General features: G+C 58.0%; 18 protein-coding genes and 3 tRNA genes. 5 read left to right on the top strand and 16 right to left on the bottom strand.

Translation table 11 applies throughout. The features are described from left to right. Positions 1-26: 26 nt before the first annotated feature. Complete coding sequence (locus HPDFL43_RS11445; RefSeq protein WP_007197502.1) at positions 27-1,202, top strand: FAD-dependent oxidoreductase; 1,176 nt, start codon at positions 27-29, stop codon at positions 1,200-1,202. Between the two features lie 107 nt (positions 1,203-1,309). Here the strand turns inward: HPDFL43_RS11445 and HPDFL43_RS11450 are convergent, their stop codons facing one another. From HPDFL43_RS11450 to HPDFL43_RS11465, 4 genes are all read right to left on the bottom strand, one after another. Further along, on the bottom strand, positions 1,310-2,110 hold the full coding sequence (locus tag HPDFL43_RS11450) for an amino acid ABC transporter ATP-binding protein (RefSeq protein ID WP_007197503.1): 801 nt from the start codon (positions 2,108-2,110) through the stop codon (positions 1,310-1,312). A 15-nt stretch (positions 2,111-2,125) separates the two neighbouring features. Beyond that, on the bottom strand, positions 2,126-3,259 hold the full coding sequence (locus HPDFL43_RS11455) for an amino acid ABC transporter permease (protein WP_007197504.1): 1,134 nt from the start codon (positions 3,257-3,259) through the stop codon (positions 2,126-2,128). A 3-nt stretch (positions 3,260-3,262) separates the two neighbouring features. Continuing rightward, positions 3,263-4,471, bottom strand: a complete 1,209-nt coding sequence (locus tag HPDFL43_RS11460; RefSeq protein ID WP_007197505.1) for an amino acid ABC transporter permease — start codon at positions 4,469-4,471, stop codon at positions 3,263-3,265. 147 nt (positions 4,472-4,618) lie between these two features. Next, positions 4,619-5,641: an amino acid ABC transporter substrate-binding protein gene (locus tag HPDFL43_RS11465; protein ID WP_007197506.1), complete on the bottom strand. Its 1,023-nt coding sequence runs from the start codon at positions 5,639-5,641 to the stop codon at positions 4,619-4,621. A gap of 336 nt (positions 5,642-5,977) precedes the next feature. On the opposite strand from HPDFL43_RS11465, the gene HPDFL43_RS11470 reads away from it, so the two are divergent. Beyond that, positions 5,978-7,165 carry a cystathionine beta-lyase gene (locus HPDFL43_RS11470; protein ID WP_007197507.1) on the top strand — a complete coding sequence of 396 codons (1,188 nt, stop codon included), beginning with the start codon at positions 5,978-5,980 and terminating at the stop codon, positions 7,163-7,165. A 21-nt stretch (positions 7,166-7,186) separates the two neighbouring features. Here the strand turns inward: HPDFL43_RS11470 and HPDFL43_RS11475 are convergent, their stop codons facing one another. The 8 genes from HPDFL43_RS11475 to HPDFL43_RS11510 all read right to left on the bottom strand — a co-directional run bounded on the left by HPDFL43_RS11475 (position 7,187) and on the right by HPDFL43_RS11510 (position 12,587). Then, entirely contained in the window at positions 7,187-9,271 is a 2,085-nt protein-coding gene (locus HPDFL43_RS11475) for a PAS domain S-box protein (RefSeq protein WP_007197508.1), read from the bottom strand. A 176-nt stretch (positions 9,272-9,447) separates the two neighbouring features. Next, the gene (locus HPDFL43_RS11480; protein WP_007197509.1) at positions 9,448-9,876 is read right to left on the bottom strand and encodes a response regulator; all 429 of its coding nucleotides are present in this window, start codon (positions 9,874-9,876) and stop codon (positions 9,448-9,450) included. Between the two features lie 21 nt (positions 9,877-9,897). Continuing rightward, positions 9,898-10,584 (bottom strand): response regulator transcription factor, encoded by a 687-nt coding sequence (locus HPDFL43_RS22340; protein ID WP_040449206.1) that lies wholly within the window; start codon positions 10,582-10,584, stop codon positions 9,898-9,900. A 280-nt stretch (positions 10,585-10,864) separates the two neighbouring features. Next, positions 10,865-10,941 (bottom strand) — tRNA-Arg (locus tag HPDFL43_RS11490). A 39-nt stretch (positions 10,942-10,980) separates the two neighbouring features. Further along, positions 10,981-11,286: an ETC complex I subunit gene (locus HPDFL43_RS11495; protein WP_007197511.1), complete on the bottom strand. Its 306-nt coding sequence runs from the start codon at positions 11,284-11,286 to the stop codon at positions 10,981-10,983. A gap of 87 nt (positions 11,287-11,373) precedes the next feature. Beyond that, a tRNA-Pro gene (locus HPDFL43_RS11500) sits at positions 11,374-11,450 on the bottom strand. Between the two features lie 71 nt (positions 11,451-11,521). Continuing rightward, positions 11,522-12,037 (bottom strand): DUF192 domain-containing protein, encoded by a 516-nt coding sequence (locus HPDFL43_RS11505; protein WP_007197512.1) that lies wholly within the window; start codon positions 12,035-12,037, stop codon positions 11,522-11,524. Continuing rightward, positions 12,012-12,587, bottom strand: coding sequence for a cold-shock protein (locus HPDFL43_RS11510; protein WP_007197513.1), 576 nt, complete (start codon positions 12,585-12,587; stop codon positions 12,012-12,014). Before HPDFL43_RS11510 ends, HPDFL43_RS11505 begins: the two co-directional genes overlap by 26 nt. 189 nt (positions 12,588-12,776) lie before the next feature. Between HPDFL43_RS11510 and HPDFL43_RS11515 the strand changes: the two genes are divergently transcribed. The 3 genes from HPDFL43_RS11515 to HPDFL43_RS11525 all read left to right on the top strand — a co-directional run bounded on the left by HPDFL43_RS11515 (position 12,777) and on the right by HPDFL43_RS11525 (position 14,930). Then, positions 12,777-13,217: a VOC family protein gene (locus HPDFL43_RS11515; RefSeq protein ID WP_007197514.1), complete on the top strand. Its 441-nt coding sequence runs from the start codon at positions 12,777-12,779 to the stop codon at positions 13,215-13,217. An 807-nt stretch (positions 13,218-14,024) separates the two neighbouring features. After that, positions 14,025-14,696: a YcbK family protein gene (locus HPDFL43_RS22275; protein WP_245271045.1), complete on the top strand. Its 672-nt coding sequence runs from the start codon at positions 14,025-14,027 to the stop codon at positions 14,694-14,696. 159 nt (positions 14,697-14,855) lie between these two features. Beyond that, positions 14,856-14,930, top strand: a tRNA-Glu gene (locus HPDFL43_RS11525). A 205-nt stretch (positions 14,931-15,135) separates the two neighbouring features. Here HPDFL43_RS11525 and recJ read toward each other — a convergent pair. The 4 genes from recJ to HPDFL43_RS11545 form a co-directional block, all read right to left on the bottom strand. Continuing rightward, positions 15,136-16,935 (bottom strand): single-stranded-DNA-specific exonuclease RecJ, encoded by a 1,800-nt coding sequence (gene recJ / locus HPDFL43_RS11530; protein ID WP_040450117.1) that lies wholly within the window; start codon positions 16,933-16,935, stop codon positions 15,136-15,138. Positions 16,936-17,092: 157 nt separating this feature from the next. Continuing rightward, on the bottom strand, positions 17,093-18,079 hold the full coding sequence (glpX, locus tag HPDFL43_RS11535) for a class II fructose-bisphosphatase (RefSeq protein ID WP_007197519.1): 987 nt from the start codon (positions 18,077-18,079) through the stop codon (positions 17,093-17,095). Between the two features lie 196 nt (positions 18,080-18,275). After that, positions 18,276-19,595, bottom strand: coding sequence for a homoserine dehydrogenase (locus tag HPDFL43_RS11540; RefSeq protein ID WP_007197520.1), 1,320 nt, complete (start codon positions 19,593-19,595; stop codon positions 18,276-18,278). Positions 19,596-19,685: 90 nt separating this feature from the next. After that, a complete protein-coding gene (locus tag HPDFL43_RS11545) occupies positions 19,686-20,900 on the bottom strand; it encodes an LL-diaminopimelate aminotransferase (protein ID WP_007197521.1) in 1,215 nt (404 codons plus the stop codon).

Below are 20,900 nucleotides of genomic sequence, written 5' to 3' on the forward strand. Positions count from 1 at the left end.
TTCCGCGCGGACCACGGGAGTGCGCCGTGCCGGCCCAAGACATTCATATCATCGGTGCCGGCATTGCCGGGCTCACGACAGCGCTCGCCCTGGCGCGCGATGGCCGTAAGGTCGAAATCGTCGATCAGGCGCCTGCGCTGAGCGAAGTGGGTGCCGGGCTACAGATGTCGCCCAATGCGAGCCGCATCCTGATTGCGCTCGGCCTTGGCGCTGCGCTCGACAAGGCCATGGCCCGCCCTGCCCAAATCTCTCTGATTTCCGGCCATTCCCTGCGCCCCATTGCCCATGTGCCCTGCGGCGAATTTGCCGCCAGGCGCTGGGGCGCCCCCTATGGCGTGATGCACCGCGCCGACCTTCAAGCGATGCTGCTTGATGCTGTACAGGCCAACCCGAACTGCCATCTCAAGCTTGGCCAGCGCATCACGACCGAAGATCTCCACGCACTTCGAAAACCTGACGGCAACCGTGCCTCGCCGCTTGTCATCGGCGCTGACGGGGTCTGGTCCCAAACCCGTCAGCTCGTTTCCGGCGCCGCCCGGCCACGTTTTTCGGGACAGGTCGCCTGGCGTTTCAGAATTGATACGGACGCGGCCCGGACGCTGCTTGATTCCGCCAATGTCAGCGTGTTTCTGGCACCGCGCACCCATCTGGTTGCCTATCCACTTGAGGGCGGCAGATCCATCAACATCGTGGCCATTGCCTACGGACAGGACCCGGGCGAAACCTGGGCTGCGGCCGAAAACACTGCCGCGCGGACCGAGCTGCTGGATTCCTTTGCGGACTGGCATCCCAAAATGCGCACCATCCTTAAGGACGCCCCGCGCATGACCTGGTGGCCACTGTTCGAAATGCCGGACGGCCGCTGGTTCGATGATGAACGCACCATGCTGATTGGCGATGCGGCCCATGCGATGACGCCGTTTGCAGCCCAGGGCGCGGCAATGGCAATCGAGGATGGCTATGAGCTGGCTCAGGCTCTCGCGACAGAAGACGGCGATCAGCGCGCCGCCTTGCAACGCTATGAAAGCGATCGCCGCGCCCGTGTCGGCAAGGCACGACAACGCGCGGCGTTCAACCAGTTTGCCTATCACGCCCGCGGCCCGATCCGGCTGGGCCGCAACATCGTCCTGGCACTGAGGCGTCCCGAAAGCCTCGCCGCAGATCTCGATTGGCTCTACGGCTACCGGCCGAACGGAACCTGAGAGACCGGCAGCTCAAAACATAAGAAATACAAGAAAAAGGCCCCGGAACCGATGTTCCGAGGCCTTTTGTCAATGGGACATGCCCGATGAGGGAACCGGATCTGTTGCTAATGCAGGATCTGGCTCAGGAACAGCTTTGTGCGTTCATGCTGCGGATTGTCGAAGAACTCGCCTGGCTCGTTCTGCTCGACGATCTGGCCCTGGTCCATGAAGATAACCCGATTGGCGACCTGGCGGGCGAAGCCCATTTCATGGGTCACGCACAACATGGTCATGCCCTCTTCAGCCAAACCAACCATGGTGTCGAGCACTTCCTTGATCATCTCGGGGTCAAGCGCCGAGGTGGGCTCGTCAAACAGCATGATGCGCGGGTTCATGCACAGCGAACGCGCGATTGCCACACGCTGTTGCTGACCGCCCGAAAGCTGGCCAGGATATTTGTTGGCCTGCTCGGGGATCTTCACCCGCTCGAGGTAATGCATCGCAACTTCCTCGGCTTTCTTCTTGGGCATCTTGCGAACCCAGATCGGCGCGAGCGTGCAGTTTTCCAGAATCGTGAGATGCGGAAACAGGTTGAAGTGCTGGAACACCATGCCCACTTCGCGGCGCACCTCGTCAATCTTTTTCAGATCATTGGTGAGCTCGATGCCGTCAACGACGATCTTGCCCTTCTGGTGTTCTTCCAGCCGGTTGATGCAGCGGATCATCGTGGATTTGCCTGAACCGGACGGCCCGGCGATAACTATGCGCTCGCCGCGCATCACCTTGAGGTTGATGTCGCGAAGCACGTGGAAATCGCCGTACCACTTGTTCATACCGATGAGCTCGATAGCGACGTCGGTTTCCGACACCGTCATTTTCGAGGGTGAAGCGCTTTCGGTTGCAGCTGCTGCGTTGTTGTCAGCCATTGTTGCAGTCCCCTGTTATGATTTGTGACCGGTGTCCAGACGCCGCTCCATGTAAGCGGAGTAACGGGACATGCCGAAGCAGAAGATGAAGAAAACCAACGCGGCAAAGACGAATCCGGTCGCCGGCGTTGCGGGTGAAATCCAGTTGGGATCATTCATGTTTTGCTGAACGATGCCCAGAAGATCGAACAGGCCGATGATCAGCACCAGGCTCGTGTCCTTGAACAGGCCGATGAAGGTGTTGACGATGCCCGGGATCACCAGTTTCAAAGCTTGCGGCATGATGACCAGGCGTGTGCCCTGCCAGAATGTCAAAGCCATGGCGTTGGCCGCCTCATACTGGCCCTTTGGAATGGCCTGCAGGCCACCTCGGATCACCTCCGCCATGTAGGCGGACGAGAACAGCGCAACGCCGATTAGCGCCCTGAGCAGCTTGTCGAAGGTGACGCCTTCGGGAAGGAACAGCGGCAACATCACCGATGACATGAACAGCACCGTGATCAACGGCACGCCGCGCCAGAACTCGATGAAGATGATGCAGAACATCTTGACGATCGGCATTTCCGACCGCCGTCCCAGCGCCAGCAGAATGCCGAGCGGAAACGACACCACGATCCCGACAATGGCCACAACCAGAGTCACAAGCAGGCCACCCCAAAGCGCGGTCTCGACCGGTGCAAGGCCGAGCTGCCCTGTGAGCAGGATGAAACCAAGGATTGGAAAGACGACCAGCAGATACAGCGCGTTTTCGCGCTTGTACGGCAGCGACGGGATTGCGATCGGCACCAGGCCGGCAATCAGCAGCAGCCCGGTGAGATCCACCCGCCACCTTTCCTCCACGGGATAGCGCCCGTAGATGAACTGGCCGAACTTTGCCTCGACAAAAGCCCAGCAAGCGCCAGCGCCGGGGACAATGCAATCCTCCCGGCTTTCACCGGTCCAGACCGCGCTGAGAAAGGCCCAGTCGACAATCGGTGGAACCATCCACAGCAACAGCAGGAAGGTCAGAATTGTCAGGACCGTGTCACGGGTCGAGGCAAAGAGGTTTTCCTTAAGCCAGCCTGCAACACCAGAACTGGTGACCGGAGGCGCCATTCTCGGGCTTTCCTCGGAACGGACATAGGCAACGGTTTTTTGATTTGCATCCATGGTTCAGCGCTCCACCAATGCGACCCTGGAGTTAAACCAGTTCATAAAGGCCGACGTTAACAGGGACAGCGTGAGATAGACCAGCATGGTGATCGAGATCACCTCCACGGCCTGACCGGTCTGATTGAGCACCGTTCCGCCAAAAATCGACACCAGATCCGGATACCCGATTGCCACCGCAAGAGATGAATTCTTGGTCAGGTTGAGAAACTGGCTGGTCAGCGGCGGAATGATCACCCGCATGGCCTGCGGAACGATCACAAGACGGCTGGTCAGGTTCGGCCGCAATCCGAGAGCAAAGGCTGCTTCCGTCTGTCCCCGGGAAACGGCAAGAATACCGGCGCGGACAATTTCTGCAATGAAGGCGGCTGTGTAGAGCGAAAGACCCAGCAGCAACGCCATGAATTCAGGCTGGATAACCCAACCGCCAACCATGTTGAAGCCTTGCAGGCTCGCATATTCCATCGAGACCGGCATTCCGGTCACCAGAAAGGCCACCAGAGGCAGGCCGATCACCATCGCAAGCCCGGTGAGAAACACCGGAAACTGCTGACCAGTCGCCATCTGCCGCTTCTTGGCCCAGCGGCCGATCAGGAACCAGGCAATCACGGCGATCGCAAAAGCGTAGAAAATCAGTGACGACCCATCCTCGGGCACCAGACGCGGAATGTATAGACCGCGGTTGTTGATATTGAACGCAACCTCCGCACCGGCTTCAAGGCCCGCCGCCCGTGGGGATGGAAGGATGGACAGAACCGCCTTGTACCAGAACAAAAGCTGCAAAAGCAGCGGTATGTTGCGCAGCACTTCGACATAGATGGTGGCAAATTTCTGTACCAGGTAGTTCTTCGACAGCCGTGCCAGACCAACAACGAAACCGATGATGGTGGCCAGGAAGATCCCGATGATCGCAACCACCATTGTGTTGAGCAAGCCAACAAAGAAGGCTCGCAAATAGGTGCTGTCATTGGTGTAAGGAATAAAGGCCTGGCCGATATCAAATCCGGCGCGTTCGCCGAAGAAGCCGAAACCGGAAGAAATGCCCGCCCGGGCAAGGTTGTCAACGGCGTTGCTTATGCCGCTCCACACCATCGCGCCAACCGCAATGATCAACAATCCCTGAAACACAAGGCCACGAACCTTGGGATCATTCATCATTGATACGCGACCGGAATCATCGGCGCCTGCCGAGACGCCTTCTTGATGAGCCATGTCTGTCCCCAACTCTTTTCGTCCAGGCCTTGTGGCACCGGATCTTTTTAACCTGTCGTCGTTGCGTCAGGCTGAGAGGTCTTTTTTTTACGAAACAATTGAAGAAGGCGGGCCCCGCAAGGGGAGCCCGCCTTCCGTCCAAAGGACTTAGCGAATTGGCGGCGCGTACTGCAGACCACCCTTAGACCACAGTGCGTTCACACCGCGGTCGATCGCGAGCGGTGTCGATGCACCGACATTGCGCTCAAACACTTCGCCATAGTTACCGACCTGCTTGACCACCTGGTAGGCCCAGTCATTGCTGACACCGATGCCTTCACCGAAAGTGCCTTCCTTGCCCAGAAGACGCATCACGTTGGGGTCGGCCGAGGCAGCCATCTCATCGACATTTGCCGATGTGATGCCCATTTCTTCAGCGTTGAGCATCGCGTTGTGGACCCACTTGACGATGTTGAACCACTGGTCGTCACCCTGGCGCACCACGGGGCCAAGCGGCTCCTTGGAAATCACTTCAGGAAGGACCATGTGCTCATCCGGAGCCGACAGGCCGAGGCGGATTGAATACAGGCCCGACTGGTCGGTGGTGTAGACGTCGCAACGGTTGGCGTCGTAAGCAGCGTTCACTTCTTCAAGCTTTTCGAACACGACCGGATTGTAGGTCATGTCATTGGCCTTGAAGTAGTCGGTCAGGTTCAGCTCGGTGGTCGTACCGGTCTGCACGCAGACCGAAGCGCCCGAAAGCTGCAGGGCCGAAGTCACGCCAAGCGACTTACGAACCATGAAGCCCTGACCGTCATAGTAGTTGACGCCAGCGAAGTTGAGACCGAGCTGCGTGTCGCGGCTCATAGTCCAGGTGGTGTTGCGCGACAGCACATCGATTTCGCCCGACTGCAAAGCGGTGAAACGCTCCTTGGCCGAAAGCGGGCTGAATTTCACAGCCGATGCGTCACCAAAGACGGCAGCAGCAACGCCACGGCACAGGTCAACGTCGATACCCGACCATTCACCTGCGTCATTCGGCGCTGAGAAGCCGGCGAGGCCCGTGGACACGCCACACTGGACGAATCCCTTTGCCTTGACGTCATCCAGCGTTGCGGCGGATGCCGAAGCGGCTCCCATGCCTGCAACGGCGGCTACGCCAACGACAGCCGACAGAATCTTTTTGTTCATTTGATACAACCTTTTTTTTCTGTTGCCCTGTTTAGGGTGCGCCAGGAAAGGCACGACCTCATGCTTGAGGTCTGCGCCTCATTGTTTACGCACCAGCCTATACCATGCTGAAATCCAACTATGGTCAAGCCGCAAAATTCGGCATTGCGACAAGATGCCCAAAAATCAGCATAATTCCGCATGGTTTAGATTTGAAGCATCAGCCGGAGATGGCATTTTCATCATTTTTAGGCTTAAAGCATGGTTTTAGGACCATGTGATTGCCGAGATGGTTTTCGCGGGTTAAGTCAAATTCACATCCGAATTGCCTTCCGACCAGATACAAACGGACACAAAATGACCAACAGCAAAACGGGCTCGAACCACGGCGTCAACACTCGGCTTGCACATACGGGAAATGATCCACGGAGCTTCTATGGCTTCGTTAATCCTCCGGTTGTGCACGCTTCGACCGTGTTGTTTCCCGACGCTGAAACGATCGAGAGCCGCAATCAGCCATACACCTACGGCACCTATGGCACCCCGACCACAGATGCCCTCAACAAAGCGATGGATGCACTTGAGGGTTCTGCGGGCACTGTTGCTGTCCCTTCAGGCCTTGCGGCGATCACCCTGCCCTTCATGGCCGCGCTGAGCGCTGGCGACCATTTGCTGGTGGTTGATTCGGTCTACACCCCGACACGCAACCTGTGTCACGGCATGTTGGCGCGGTTTGGCATCGAGACCACCTATTATGATCCCGCGATCGGTGCCGACATCGAAAAGCTCATGCGGCCCAACACGAAGCTGGTTCACACCGAAGCGCCGGGCTCAAACACTTTTGAGATGCAGGACATACCTGCCATCGCCGAGGTTGCCCACGCACACGGCGCGCTGGTCTCCATGGACAACACCTGGGCCACTCCGCTGTTCTTCAAGCCACTTGACCACGGAGTCGACATTTCGATTCATGCCGCGACCAAATACCCCGCCGGCCATTCCGATGTGCTCATCGGAACGGTTTCGGCAAATGAGACCGCGTGGCCGGCATTGTGGAAGACATTCACGATGATGGGGATATGCGCTGCTCCCGACGACAGCTACATGACACTCCGGGGCCTGCGCACAATGGGTGTGCGGCTCGAACGTCATCAGAAAAGCGCGCTCGAAATCGCCAAGACACTGGAATCCGTTCCCGGCGTCGCGAGGGTCCTGCATCCAGCGCTGGAAAGTTTCCCGGGCCACGCCCTTTGGAAACGCGACTTCTGCGGTTCATCCGGGATTTTCTCAATTGTTCTTGACGTCGCCGATGGATCGCAGCACCGGGCCAAGGCTCATGCGTTTCTCAACGCGCTCGAGATCTTTGGGCTTGGCTATTCCTGGGGCGGATATGAAAGCCTGGCAGTCGCGGTCAATCTCTCCGACCGCACCATCGCCCTGCCGCCAAAGGAAGGGCCCGTCATCCGGCTTCAGATTGGGCTTGAAGACTGCCCCGACCTGCTGGCAGACATTGAACGAGGCCTTGCGGCGGCGGCCGCGGCCTGAGGCCCCAATGGCCGTAATAGACTAAAGCGACAAGGCCGGCAGCCGGATCACAAAGCGGGCGCCGTCGACATAGCTGCTGTCCAGCGCAATTGTGCCGCCGTGGCTCTCCACCACACGGCGGCACAGGGCCAGACCGATACCGGCTCCCGCATATCGGGTCTCATCCGGATGCAGCCTTTCAAACACACCGAAGATGCTTTCCGCATGAACCGTGGCGATGCCGATTCCATTGTCTTCGACAACAATGACCGTGGCGCAGCCGACAGTTTCCGCGCTCACCCGGATTTGGGGCGCGACACCATCCTCGGTGTATTTGATTGAATTGGCGAACATGTTTTGCAGAAGCTGGGTCATCAGATTGATGTCCGCAGTGACCATCAGATCGCACCTGTCGACAAGTTGCGCGCGCGAATCCGCAACGGACACCGACAGATTTTCCCATGCTGCAGAGATCGCTTCGGAAAGCAGGAATTTCTCCAGATGGACAGATTGATAAGCGAGCCTGGAATAGGCGAAGAGGCTCGAGATCATCTGCTCCATTGAACGGGCGCGATTGACAACATGGCTTGACCAGTTCGCCAGTTCGTCTGTCTTCCCGAGCTCAATATCTTCTTTGATCATCTCGGAGAAAACCCGGATCTGGCGCAATGGCGCTTTGAGATCATGCGATATGATCCCGCCGAATTGTTCCAGGGCATCATTGCGCAAAGCCAACTCGCGCGTCTGTTTGGCGATCCTCTCCTGCGCCTTCCGGCTTTCGGTAATGTCGCGGCCGACCGACACCAGTTCCACCGGCTCGCCTTCGTCAAAAACCATCAGGTTTGACCACAAGTACCAGCGCTTTTCGCCGGAACTGTTGTACATCGGTTGCTCGATGAGCCGTATCGGCTGCTCCGGGGTCAGGCTCTCGATATGCGAGGTAAGCTCGTCCAGATTCTCCGTCGGGGAAAACTCAAGGAACTTGCAACCTATCATGTCTTCAACCGGAACACCGGTAAACTCGGCATAATTGGCGTTGACATAGGTCAGCGTCGTGTCTGGCTCGGCGCGGGAAATAACATCGGGGAGGTTGCGCACAAGCGTTTCGAGTTCTTGCTGCTTCCGCTCAATTGCATGCTCGAATTCCAACCGCTCAGTCACGTCTTCAGCAAACGCCACCACCACCGTCTCCGACAGATCATCCAGGCGCTCAAGCCGGACGCGACACTTGTAAGTCGTTCCATCCTTACGCCGGTGTTCGGTATTTATCTTGACCACTTTGCGCTCGCCGGCGACGATCGGCGCAATCGTCTCCGCCATCTCGAGAGAACTGTGTCCCGAGTTGACGTCCAACGCGGTCAATCCGCGGAGTTCCTCCAGACTGTATTGCAGGTTGGTACGTGCCGCCTTGTTGGCGTTGACAATCCTTCCATCGGCTGTGCTGATCAGATAGACCTCCTGGGCAACAGCCTCGATGATATGCCCCAGTTGCTCCGCTTCAGACTTGACCTGGAGCAATGCGCTTACATCGGTCAGCAGTCCGATCCGGTAATTCTCCTTGGTGACGTACTCCTCCACCTGAATCCAGCTGTCCGGCCCGATCTTCTGTAGAAACGGCCCCGTTGGGTTCCTGTGGCGTCCCATACGCTTTTGCAGCCATGCCTCCTGATCCTCAGGCGTGGTTCCGGCTTCGGGATACTGCCCAACCTCAAGACCATGGCGCAACATGGACCCGAAGCATCGCCCAGGCAAAATGGCCGTTGCCGACAGCGAGTAGATCTCGCGGTACGCGTCATTGCAAAACACAAGGCAGTCATTCTCATCGTAGATGGAACACCCCTGTGAGATTGTTGAAAAAGCCATATTGAGAAGATTCTCGGCCCGCAACTTACTCGTTAAAGTCGCGTTGGCCTCCATCAATGCCGCATTGAGAACCGCCAGATCTTCAGTCTGCTGAATCAGCTTTCTCGAAACGAAATAGGAGATCACGGCGGGAAGCAGAACGGCAGCGATCCAATAACGTGCCGGGATAGCCATGTTGGGAAACTGCGACATGATCAAAAGCGACAGCACCGTTGCGCCAACGGAAATCAGGACCCAACGAAGTGTCTTTCGGAAATGCAACATTCAGGAATAACTATAATTCTGGCTTTGAGTTGGCAAACGCTGTTTCAACTCCTGGTAGATAAACATCAAGATCGCAGGCGGGGTCGACCCCGATTGAGCGCGAATTGTCGGCGAAGGCTGGTTTCAAACAATGGAGCTCTTGCGGTCTGGCGGTCAGGCCAATCAGACACAAACACTCAACGAAGGTCTTCGGCACAGACCTCGGAGAGCTGGCTTCGGGTGTATTCCGCAATGATGAAGGCGATCATATTTGCGTCGATCTCGTCTTTTCCCACTCGGAAATCGACGCCAAATTCTCGGAACTCGCGAAAATACGCACCGCTGATGTCCGACGAGATTATGCCGATCGGACCTGTATATCCGGCCTTGCGAAGCCTCGGCGCAGTGTCACGAAAATCCTGAGCCGGCGAAAGCCGGTTATCCAAAAAGATGAGATCCACCCCGCCCTCGGTGATACGATTGATTGCGGCGTCAATGTCCCCGACATGCTCGAGACGCAATTCGGGCCGTTCGAAACTCTCAAGCTTCCGCTTCCAGATCGTATACTCGATCGGATCGTCATCGACCAACAAGATCGATGTGAGGTTGTTAGAATTCATGTTCATCACAACTGCCTCCTGATCCTCTCAGTTGATCAAGCCATTACGCAGAGCCGAAGCCACCATTTGGGCACGGTTGACAACTTGCAGTTTACGCAAGATAGCAGCGATATAGGAGTTTACGGTGTGCTCGGAAAGCCCAAGAATTATGGCAATCTCGGACGAAGTCTTGCCCTCGGATGTCCAACTCACAATCTGTATTTCGCGCTCACTCAAGCCGCTGATTGAATCCAGGGACAAGACCACTTCAAAATACCGCTGGAACACGATGGATGCGTCATAGGCAATCAGCGCCACTTCGCTGTGCAGAGGTCTTTCGCGATTTCTCAGCAAGATCAGACCGAAACGTTTGCCCACAGCGGTATGCAGGGGCACAACGACTGCCGACTTGGAACCACACCGGGCAATCAGCGGGGTCTTCGTTGTCGTTGCATCGAAAGACTTTGGCGCGGTTGATGTCAGCAAGCACGCAACTAATGGATCATCACGCTTGGCACTGACGGCTTCCGCATCCAGAAACGCATCAGAGACATTGTGCAGCGAATGCCCCCGGTTCAAGTCCAGCGGCTTGTCGTCAGTCGAAAGTTCGACCAGAACAAAATGCTCGCTGTCATGAACCGCCGCAAGCGCCTTGAACAACCGGAAAAAATCCATCCGGTTCACGGCACGGTCGAGTTCAGTCCCCAAGTGAAAAGAAGTATCTGGTTCTAGCATGATATCACTTTCGATTCAGGCAATCGCATGCCACTTAGCTTCCCACCCTTGCCACCTCATGACAACATCCATCTCACAGTTGATGCGCAATGGCCATTATTAAGACCACAATATGCATTGATCACATCTTCTCAAGTGCATCGCAATGACCAAGTCAAAAGCTGAGAGTTTTGCAACCAGACGACGGCATGCTTGGCTAGCAAGGCAATTCGGTTGCTGCGGTTAGCCGCCAACTGACCAAAATCGCATAGCCGTTCAACGGACATGACATGACCATGTATGGCGACCCCGGCAGGGCTCGAACCTGCGACATTCGGTTTAGAAGACCGACGCTCTATCCAGCTGAGCTACGGGGCCGATCTGGTTCGACGTCCACCGCCGGTGATCAGCAGTGCCTCAATGGGTCCAGGGTTGGCGACGATCGAAACGGAAATTGTCCGAATACGCGACCTTGCGCCGCTTGCTCTCCTTGGGTTCAATGACGCGGAACGCAATGCCATTGCGTGTGGCATAGGCCACAGCCGCTTCCTGCGTCTCAAACCGCAAACGGATTTGGCTCTTCATGTCGCTGGAAGTCGTGTAGCCCATGATCGGATCAATGCTGCGCGCGGTTTCCGGCTCGAACTCGAGCACCCAATCCTGGGTCTTGGCCTTGCCTGATTGCATGGCAGTCTTTGCCGGGCGGAAAATTCTCGCAGTCATGGCCCTTTTCCCTTTTTGGACGGGGCCCACCGAAGGGCCAACCCAAGCGCCCCGACGCTGACTTAATATCAGACAACGCCTTGAAATTGGTCGGAGCGGCAGGATTCGAACCTGCGACCCTCTGGTCCCAAACCAGATGCGCTACCAGGCTGCGCTACGCTCCGATGCCCTAAGGCGTGGTCCGGATACACCGGAACGAGACATCCCGCAACTGCAAATCGACCAAAGTCGAACATCAATCTGATTGTGTCCCCACAACGCGGTGACGAACCTTGTCCCCGGCACGAATTCCAGTGCGCGCAGCAGTCCCTGCATTCAACTCGAGAACGTAACGCACCGGACCCGGTGATGGGATGATCGCTTCGGAGAAGGGTGTCGTGTCAGCCGCGATTCCCGCCACCACCCCCTCTTCGTTGATGAACACCATATCAAGCGGGAGCGGCGTGTTTTTCATCCACATCAAAACCTGCCGGGACCGCTCGAACCGGAACAGCATGCCATGCGTCGCAGGCATACTCTGGCGATTCATCAGGCCGGTCGACCGGTCTGCCGGCGTCAACGCCAGTTCGACGGAGAACTCGACCGGCCCAGAGCCTGTCTCGACAATGATCGGGTCACCGTCTGTCGGCAAAGTCTTGGCGACACCTGACTCGGGCAGGACAAAGCAAAACAGCAACGCAGCCAGGAAAGCCGCAGCAACACGCTGAGCGAAAATTTCTCTTGATTCAGTGGGATTTTGGAAGCGGTGCATCGATATCTGGATGAATTTCAGCCGCCATCAGACCTTTTTCGCCATTACCGAAACGCACCAGCACCACTTGCCCGGGTCGCAATTCTGCCAGACCGTAACGCCGTAGCGTCTCCATGTGGATAAAAATATCCTCGGTGCCCTCACCGCGGGTCAGGAAGCCGAAGCCCTTTGTGCGGTTGAACCATTTGACGATCGCGCGCTCAAGCCCGCTTGAAGGCTGGACCTGAACATGGGTGCGCACAGGAGGCAATTGTGACGGATGCACAGCCGTCGATGCATCCATTGAAATGATCCGGAAGGCCTGATATCCGCGTTCGCGTTTCTGGATCTCACAGACGATGCGGGTTCCTTCGAGGACGGTCTGATATCCGTCGCGGCGAAGGCAGGTCACATGAAGGAGTACATCTTCCATACCGTTGTCTGGAATGATGAAGCCGAAGCCCTTTGCAACGTCGAACCACTTTATGACACCGGTAATCTCAATGAGATCCACAGCATCGGCGCGTGCCTCAGCTTCCAGTTCATTTTTATGTGAGGAACTGTCCCCCATCAGGATGCCTCTCCGGTACGCGCCGCTAACAAAAGAAGTGATTCTCTTGTAAAACATTAACATTGGATTGCGCAGTTTCTGCAAGCCCCACTGCAAAACTTGTTGATCCATCCACTTTTATCATGTCGCCATTGCCTCGCTGACAAATCGGCCTATCGTTTTGGCAGTTAAGAATCACGGGAAAAGCCAATGCGTTATCTTCATACAATGGTCCGGGTTAGCGACATCGACGCCTCGCTGGATTTTTATTGCAACAAGCTGGGCCTTGTGGAAATTCGCCGCCATGAAAGCGAAGCCGGTCGTTTCACACTGATTTTCCTGGCCGCATCTGAAGATAGAGAGCGGGCTCTCGCCGACAAGGCCCCAATGGTGGAACTGACCTACAACTGGGATCCCGAAGACTATCAGGGTGGCCGGAATTTCGGACATCTCGCCTATGTCGTCGATGACATCTATGAACTCTGCCAATCCCTGATGGACAAGGGAGTCACCATAAACCGCCCGCCACGCGACGGTTACATGGCCTTTGTGAAATCACCGGACGGAATCTCGATCGAACTTCTCCAGAAGGGTGAAAGACTCGAGCCCGCAGAACCCTGGGCCTCCATGGAAAACAAGGGTTCCTGGTAACATCGCGCCGACCCGATAGCCGGGGGCCAAGCCGACGGGACATCAGGCAACCTTGAACATGATCATGGCTTCACGCAAAGGCCCGGATGTTTCGATGTTCAATTTATCCAGCGCAAGGCTCGCGCAAACATCCAGCGCTATGAAAATGCAATTGTCATGCTTTCGCCGCATTCGCGCCGCAACGCATGTCTTAGATCATGCTGGTCAGTCTTGCCTTCAGGTTCCAAAATCTGGCCGTTTACAGAAACGGTGCAAATGACTACGCAACAAAGCTGGCCTTCAGGGCCTGCAATTGCAACAGGCCGGGGGCTGCAAAGATTGCATCAGGGCGGGAACAAAACAGCCGACTGCCGTAGATTTACTCGTGGCTTCATTCTGGCGGGCATGGCGCTCGCCTTGAGTGGTTGCGTGTCTGGCGGCGACCCGGCGATGTTCACATCCGTTCAAGGTTTCGCCTCCAGTCCTCAAGGTCCGGCTGAAAGCGGCGCCGCAACACAGCTTGCGGGCGATTTTTCCTACGGCCCGGCAGCGACCGAAACCTCGTCGGGCGTTCCGCTGCCAACCCCCTCACCAACAGCCCAGGATGCGGCTGCACGCCTACCCGCCGGCCAAGCCGCGTCCGGACAAACCATTGTGATGGCTTCGACCGGGGTTGATGCGTTGAACCGCGGCATTACCCAGAGCATGCCAAACCAGACTGGCGCGAACATCTATGCCGCGGCCACGCCCCAACCTGTGACAGCAGAATTGCCCGCAGCAATCCCGGCTCCAACCCCGGCAGTTGTTGATGCGCAAGTCGCAAACGCCATGGCTGCGACACAGAGTCAGCCAGGTCAGGCCAGCGTGCCGCAAATTCAGGAATTGGCTGTAGTGGCCCCACCGAAAAAGCAGTCCATTTTCTCTCGGCTGTTTGCTCAGCAGCCAACAGCCCAACGCAATGCACCATCGGGGACGACCAAGCGCATTGCAACGACCGAGCCCACACGCATTGCCATGGCTTCCTCCTCCAGCGCTTTGCCAGGCGTCGATCTGAAGAGAGCGCTTGGAACCGATTCGCTGAACACTCAGACGCAAAGCGCTCCGGCCGAGATCCAGCTCGCATCGGCCGCCGGACTCGCCAGACTCGCGCCGAATGGATTGCAAATCCAGACCGACAGGGTTGAGGTCGACTGTTTCAAGCCACAGCTCGTTCGTGTGCTCAAAACCGTCGAACAGCATTACGGCCGCCCGGTGGTCGTCACATCCGGCTACCGCAGCCCTAAGCGCAACCGCCGGATCGGCGGCGCGTCCGGATCTCGCCACACCTCATGCGAAGCTGCCGATATCCAGATTGAAGGCGTTTCCAAGTGGCAGCTTGCCAAGTACCTCCGCACCATGCCCAATCGCGGTGGCGTGGGCACCTATTGCCATACCGAATCGGTCCACATCGATATCGGCAATCCCCGCGACTGGAACTGGCGCTGCCGCCGCCGCAAGTAAGTCAAACACGCCACAAACAGCCAGCAAATGTGCCGCGGCCGCCCACGGCGTCGCAGCAGATTCTCACCGGTGACAATCAGATGACATTTTTTTGCACCATACCCCAATTATCCGCTTGCGGTCGCAAACTGGTCTGATTATAAGACGCCCACATTGCACGCGCCCTTCGTCTATCGGTTAGGACGCCAGATTTTCATTCTGGAAAGAGGGGTTCGACTCCCCTAGGGCGTGCCACCTTTTTCAAGCACTTCGCTTGTTTTTCTCATCCATTTTCTAAGTCTGAAGCCAGCCTCCGCTTGGCTTGCAAATATGCCTTTGCCGGCACCGCTCACGAGCCCGAATTCAAACGAAGAGTGAAGGTCGTCCCGAAGCATCCTGGTGCCTTGCAGACACCGTCTGCCGCACAAGACAAGCCAGCGGCAGGTCTCGCAAACCGCGTTTAACGCACGCTGGCAGCATCCGTGACCCTGATTTGCACCCGCCTCACACCCTGCCAGTGATCGACTGAAATCGACCCCGCAAAATGGAACGCCAGACCACGCCCGCCGAGCAGCACGGCGCCCATCTCGGTATCGGCAGCACGGAATGCAATACCGTTCAGCTTTCCCCCGTCGGGGCCGGACAGTGTCAGCTTGACGTGATTCTGCCCCACCACCCGGACATCACTCAAAATGTGGTTCGGGACCGCAAAGACCGGCTGGGAATGCCCTGCCCCGAACGGACCGGCCCGCTCAATCATGTCCGCCAGATCAAGCGTCACCCCCGAGGCCGCGAGCGCGCCATCAATCTTGAGCCGGTGCGCCGCGTCGAGCTGTGCCACTGTATCGGCGGCTTCCTCCTCGAAGAACGAGCGCAGATCCCCCAGACGCACTTTCTCGATTGTCAGACCTGCCGCCATCGCATGGCCACCGCCCTTGGCGAGAAGACCACTCTCTACGGCCTTTCGCACCAGACGACCGATGTCGAGACCCGGCACCGAACGGCCTGACCCGGTCCCTTTGCCGTTCCCGTCAAAAGCAATGGCGAATGCTGGCCGCCTGTAGCGCTCCTTGAGCCGCGACGCGAGCAGCCCCACCACACCCGGATGCCAGCCCTGGCGCGCGGTCACGATCACCGCCGGCCCCTCGCCGCTCTGCATCTCGGTTGCGGCTTCCGCATCCGCCTCCTCCAGCATGGCTGCCTCAATGGCCTGACGTTCTCGGTTGAGCTCTTCAAGCCGCTCGGCGATCGCCTGTGCCTCCGCCGGATCGTCCAGCGCAAGCAGGCGGCTTCCAAGGGCCGCATCACCAATCCGCCCGCCCGCATTGATGCGGGGGCCGATCAGAAAACCCAGATGATACGGAGAGATGGGTCCATTGACACCGGCGCGCTGACACAGAGCCGCCAGGCCGGGATTGCCAAGCCCGCGGGCGGCCAGCAGCCCCTTGACCACGAAGGCCCTGTTGAGCCCCTTGAGTGGCACCACATCGCAGACCGTCGCCAGAGCGACCAGATCAAGACAGGAAAGAAGATCGAAGCCTGAAACCCGCGCGTCTCCTTGCTGACGCAGCAGCCTGAGCGTGCCGGCAAGCACCATGAACACCACGCCACAGGCACACAGATGCCCGAGCCCGGACAGATCGTCCTCCCGGTTGGGATTGACCAGCGCATGGGCAGGAGGAAGTTCTGCGGCCATCTGATGATGGTCGATCACCACCACATCGACACCGCGCTGCGCCGCCTCCCCGAGCGCCTCATGGCTGGTGGAGCCACAGTCGACGGTGACAATGAGCCCGGCCCCGCGCTCGATCAGCTCGGCGATTGCCGGTGCATTCGGCCCGTAACCTTCAAAGATCCGGTCGGGAATGTAGATTTCGCTCTCAAGCCCGAAATGGTTGAAAAAGCGCTGCATCAGCGCCGAAGAGGCCGCACCGTCGACATCATAGTCCCCGAAGATGGCGACGCGTTGCCTGCGCGCAATCGCAAGTGCCAGACGCTCTGCAGCCCTGTCGCAATCGGTAAGACGCGAAGGATCAGGCATCAAGGCCTTGATGGTCGGGTCCAGAAACGCGACCGCGTCTCCCATGGCCACGCCACGCCCGGCCAGCACGCGCGCCACGATATCCGGCAATCCTGTGGTCTGGGCAATCGAGATCGCCTTGTTCTCACCCGCCTGATCGAGGCGCGCGACCCATTTCTGCCCCGAGAGCGACTGTTCGACGCCCAGAAATGCCCGTTCGGTTTCGCCGCTGCCTGTCATTGCAAGATCTACCTGTGCTGCCAGCGCGCAGCCAATGATGCGGCCCACGCTCGATTGCACATAGCGCAAACTTGCAGACGCGGCAAAAGCCGCCGCAATCCGCCGGCTCGCTCAAGGCTGAGACGTTCAAGCCAAAAAGGCAACGGCACGTTCAGGATCAGTTGAACTTGTCGAGATCCTGGTGGCGCGCCTTGATTTCGCGAACCGTACGCGACGAGGACCGCATCACGATGGTGTGGGTGGTGATCGCATCCGGTGCGAATCGCACACCCTTCAACAGATTGCCATCGGTGACACCGGTCGCGGAGAACAAGACATCTCCGCTCGCCATGTCTTCAATGCTGTAGACCTTCATGGGGTCGGAGATCCCCATTTTGCTGGCTCGGGCAATCTTTTCCTCGGTATTGAGCTGCAACCGGCCTTGCATCTGGCCGCCAATGCACCTCAACGCGGCCGCAGCCAGCACGCCTTCAGGCGCGCCGCCAATACCGAGATAGATGTCGATACCTGTCTCTTCTGAATCTGTGGTGTGGATCACGCCGGCAACATCGCCATCGCCGATCAGGTAAATCGCTGCACCCGTGGCGCGCACTTCTTCGATCATCCGCGCGTGGCGTGGCCGGTCGAGGATACAGGCGGTCACTTCACTGACCGGCACGCCCTTGGCGCGCGCGATGGCTTGAATGTTCTCGGTCGGGGACGCATCGAGCGAAACGGTGCCGGCCGGGTAGCCCGGGCCGATGGCGATCTTTTCCATGTAGACGTCGGGCGCGTAGAGCAGGCTGCCTTTTTCCGCAATTGCGATCACCGCCAGCGAGTTCGGCATGTTCTTGGCGCAGATGGTGGTGCCTTCAAGCGGATCAAGCGCGATGTCGACCTTGGCACCATCACGGGTTCCAACCTCTTCACCGATATACAGCATCGGCGCTTCATCGCGCTCACCCTCGCCGATCACCACCACGCCATCGATCGGTAGCCGGTTGAGCTCCTGGCGCATCGCGTCGACGGCAACCTGGTCGGCAGCCATTTCATCGCCGCGGCCGCGCAACCGCGCCGCAGCAACCGCTGCACGTTCTGTCACACGCGCAATCTCAAGCGTAAGAATTCGGTCAAGACCGCTTGCGTCAGTTTGCTTGCCAGCCATGGCGCTTTGCTCCCGGGGACTATCGATTGCTCGCTCATACAGGGTTCAAGCCCCGCAAGGCAATGTCAAAACACCATCGAAAACCCATGAATTCAAACGATAATCGACTGCTCCCAAACTAAATCGATTAAAGCGCGCATAGAGCCATTGTCACAAACCCGAAGGGTCAGAATGTGCAACGGCACCACGTCGGCCATCAGCTCTCGCGCGTGCGCTCGATGCGGATTACCTGTGGCTCGCCAGCAAGGTAGCCTTCAGCCTTAATGGCATCAACAGCGGCGCGAACATTCGACTCCATCGTGGCATGGGTCACCAGGATGACTGTTTGGGGAACTGCTGCGCGGCCCGGCCGCGCCCGTTGAACGATTGATTCCAGCGAGATGGCGTTTTCGGCCATCCGGGTGGCAATCGAAGCGAACACGCCGGCGCGGTCCTCGACCTTGAGCGATATGAAATAGCCACCTTCATGGCTTTGCATCCGGGCGCGCCGATACGGCTCAAGCTGCGTTGCAGGCCGGCCCAGTGCGGGAGCATGCTGATGCCCAGGCCGGCTCTTGGCAATGTCGGCAACATCGCCCAAAACGGCCGATGCAGTGGCGTCGCCACCCGCCCCCGGACCCGAGAGCATCAACTCGCCCAGAATATCGGCTTCAATGGTCACCGCATTGGTGACCCCCTCCACCTGCGCAATCATCGAGCCCTTCGGCACCATGGTGGGGTGAACGCGTTGCTCAATCCCCGACGCCGTGCGCTGGGCGACACCCAGCAGCTTGATCCGATAGCCGAGCTCATCGGCCGCATGAATGTCGTCGATGGAGATATTGGTGATCCCTTCGACATAGACTTCGTCAGAGGCGATTTCAGTGCCAAAAGCCAGACTGGTCAGGATTGCGAGCTTGTGGGCGGTGTCGTTACCTTCAATGTCGAAAGCAGGATCCGCCTCGGCATAACCAAGCCGCTGCGCTTCAGACAGGCACTCGGCAAAACCCATATTGTCCCGCTGCATCCGGGTCAGAATATAGTTGCAGGTGCCGTTGAGAATTCCATAGATGCGCTGGATCGAGTTCCCGGTCAGTGATTCCCGCATCGCCTTGATCACGGGGATCCCGCCGGCGACCGCGGCTTCGAAATTCAGCAGCACGCCGTTGCTCTCCGCCAGCCGCGCCAGCTCGACACCATGTTTGGCCAGCATCGCCTTGTTGGCAGTGACCACATGCCGGCCGCGGCCAAGCGCTGCCAGAACCGCTGCATGGGCCGGATCGCCATCGCCACCAATCAGTTCCACGAACACGTCGATATCGGCCTCGCGCGCCATTGCGGCAGGGTCGTCAAACCAGGCGACGGAATCGAGATCGAGCCCGCGATCACGGGTCCTGTCACGCGCACTCACTGCGGTGATGATGATCTCGCGACCACAGATTTCGGCCAGGCTGTTGTGCCGTGTAGATATTGCCCGGAACAGGGCCGCGCCAACGGTCCCCAGGCCTGCAATGCCGATCTTGAGGGCATCAGTCATGTCGATAGTCCACCTGTCTGGGAGATCTCCGCCCGCAAAGGCAAAGAGAGGGTAATGACGCTGCGGGTTTAACCGTGAGCGCTCAAAGGGTCAACGGCGCGTTGCCAACGAGACCACATTGCCGCCATCGGAGGCCGATGACAAAAACCTCTTGATGTTGCGCGCCGCCTGGCGGATCCGGTGTTCATTCTCCACCAGCGCAATGCGCACATGTTCATCGCCATGTTCGCCAAAGCCCACACCCGGCGCCACCGCCACATCGGCCTTTTCCACCAGCAGCTTGGAGAACTCGAGCGACCCCAGTTCTTTGAACTGCTCCGGAATCGGCGTCCAGGCGAACATTGTTGCGGGCGGCGGCGGAACCTGCCAGCCGGCCTTGCCAAAACTGTCAACCAGCACATCGCGGCGGCGATGATAGATCGAGCGGACCTGCTCGATCTCCGAACCTTCACCATTGAGTGCCGCCGTTGCAGCCACCTGGATCGGCGTGAACGCACCATAGTCGAGATAGGACTTCACCCGTGTCAGCGCCGAGATCAGCCGCTCATTGCCGACTGCAAACCCCATGCGCCAGCCCGGCATGGAAAAGGTCTTCGACATCGAGGTGAACTCGACACAAATGTCCATCGCGCCGGGAACCTCAAGCACCGATGGGGGTGGATTGCCGTCAAAATAGATCTCCGAATAGGCAAGATCCGACAGCACGATGATGTCGTGTTTCTTGGCGAACGCGATGACATCCTTGTAAAAATCAAGCGACGCCACAAAGCTTGTCGGATTGGACGGATAATTCAGGATCAGCGCCAGCGGCTTGGGAATCGAATGCCTGACCGCTCTTTCCAAGGGTGCAAAGAAACTGTCATCGGGCACCACGTCGAGAGAGCGGATCACGCCGCCCGACATGATGAAGCCAAACGCATGAATCGGATAGGTCGGATTCGGGCACAGGATCACATCGCCCGGGGCGGTGATGGCCTGCGCCATATTGGCGAAGCCTTCCTTTGAACCAAGCGTAGCAACGATCTCAGTGTCAGGGTTCAGTTTGACGCCAAAGCGGCGCTGGTAATAGGCCGCCTGTGCACGTCTGAGGCCTGGGATGCCGCGCGATGTCGAATAACGATGGGTCCGCGGATCCTGAACCGCCTCGCACAATTTGTCGACGATGCTCTGCGGCGTCGGAAGGTCGGGATTGCCCATTCCCAGATCGATGATGTCCGCCCCTCCAGCCCGGGCCGATGCCTTCAGGCGGTTGACCTGTTCGAAAACATAGGGAGGCAGTCTGCGGACCTTGTGAAATTCTTCCAT

It is taken from the genome of Hoeflea phototrophica DFL-43 (assembly GCF_000154705.2).
GTDB classification, from domain to species: Bacteria; Pseudomonadota; Alphaproteobacteria; order Rhizobiales; family Rhizobiaceae; genus Hoeflea; species Hoeflea phototrophica.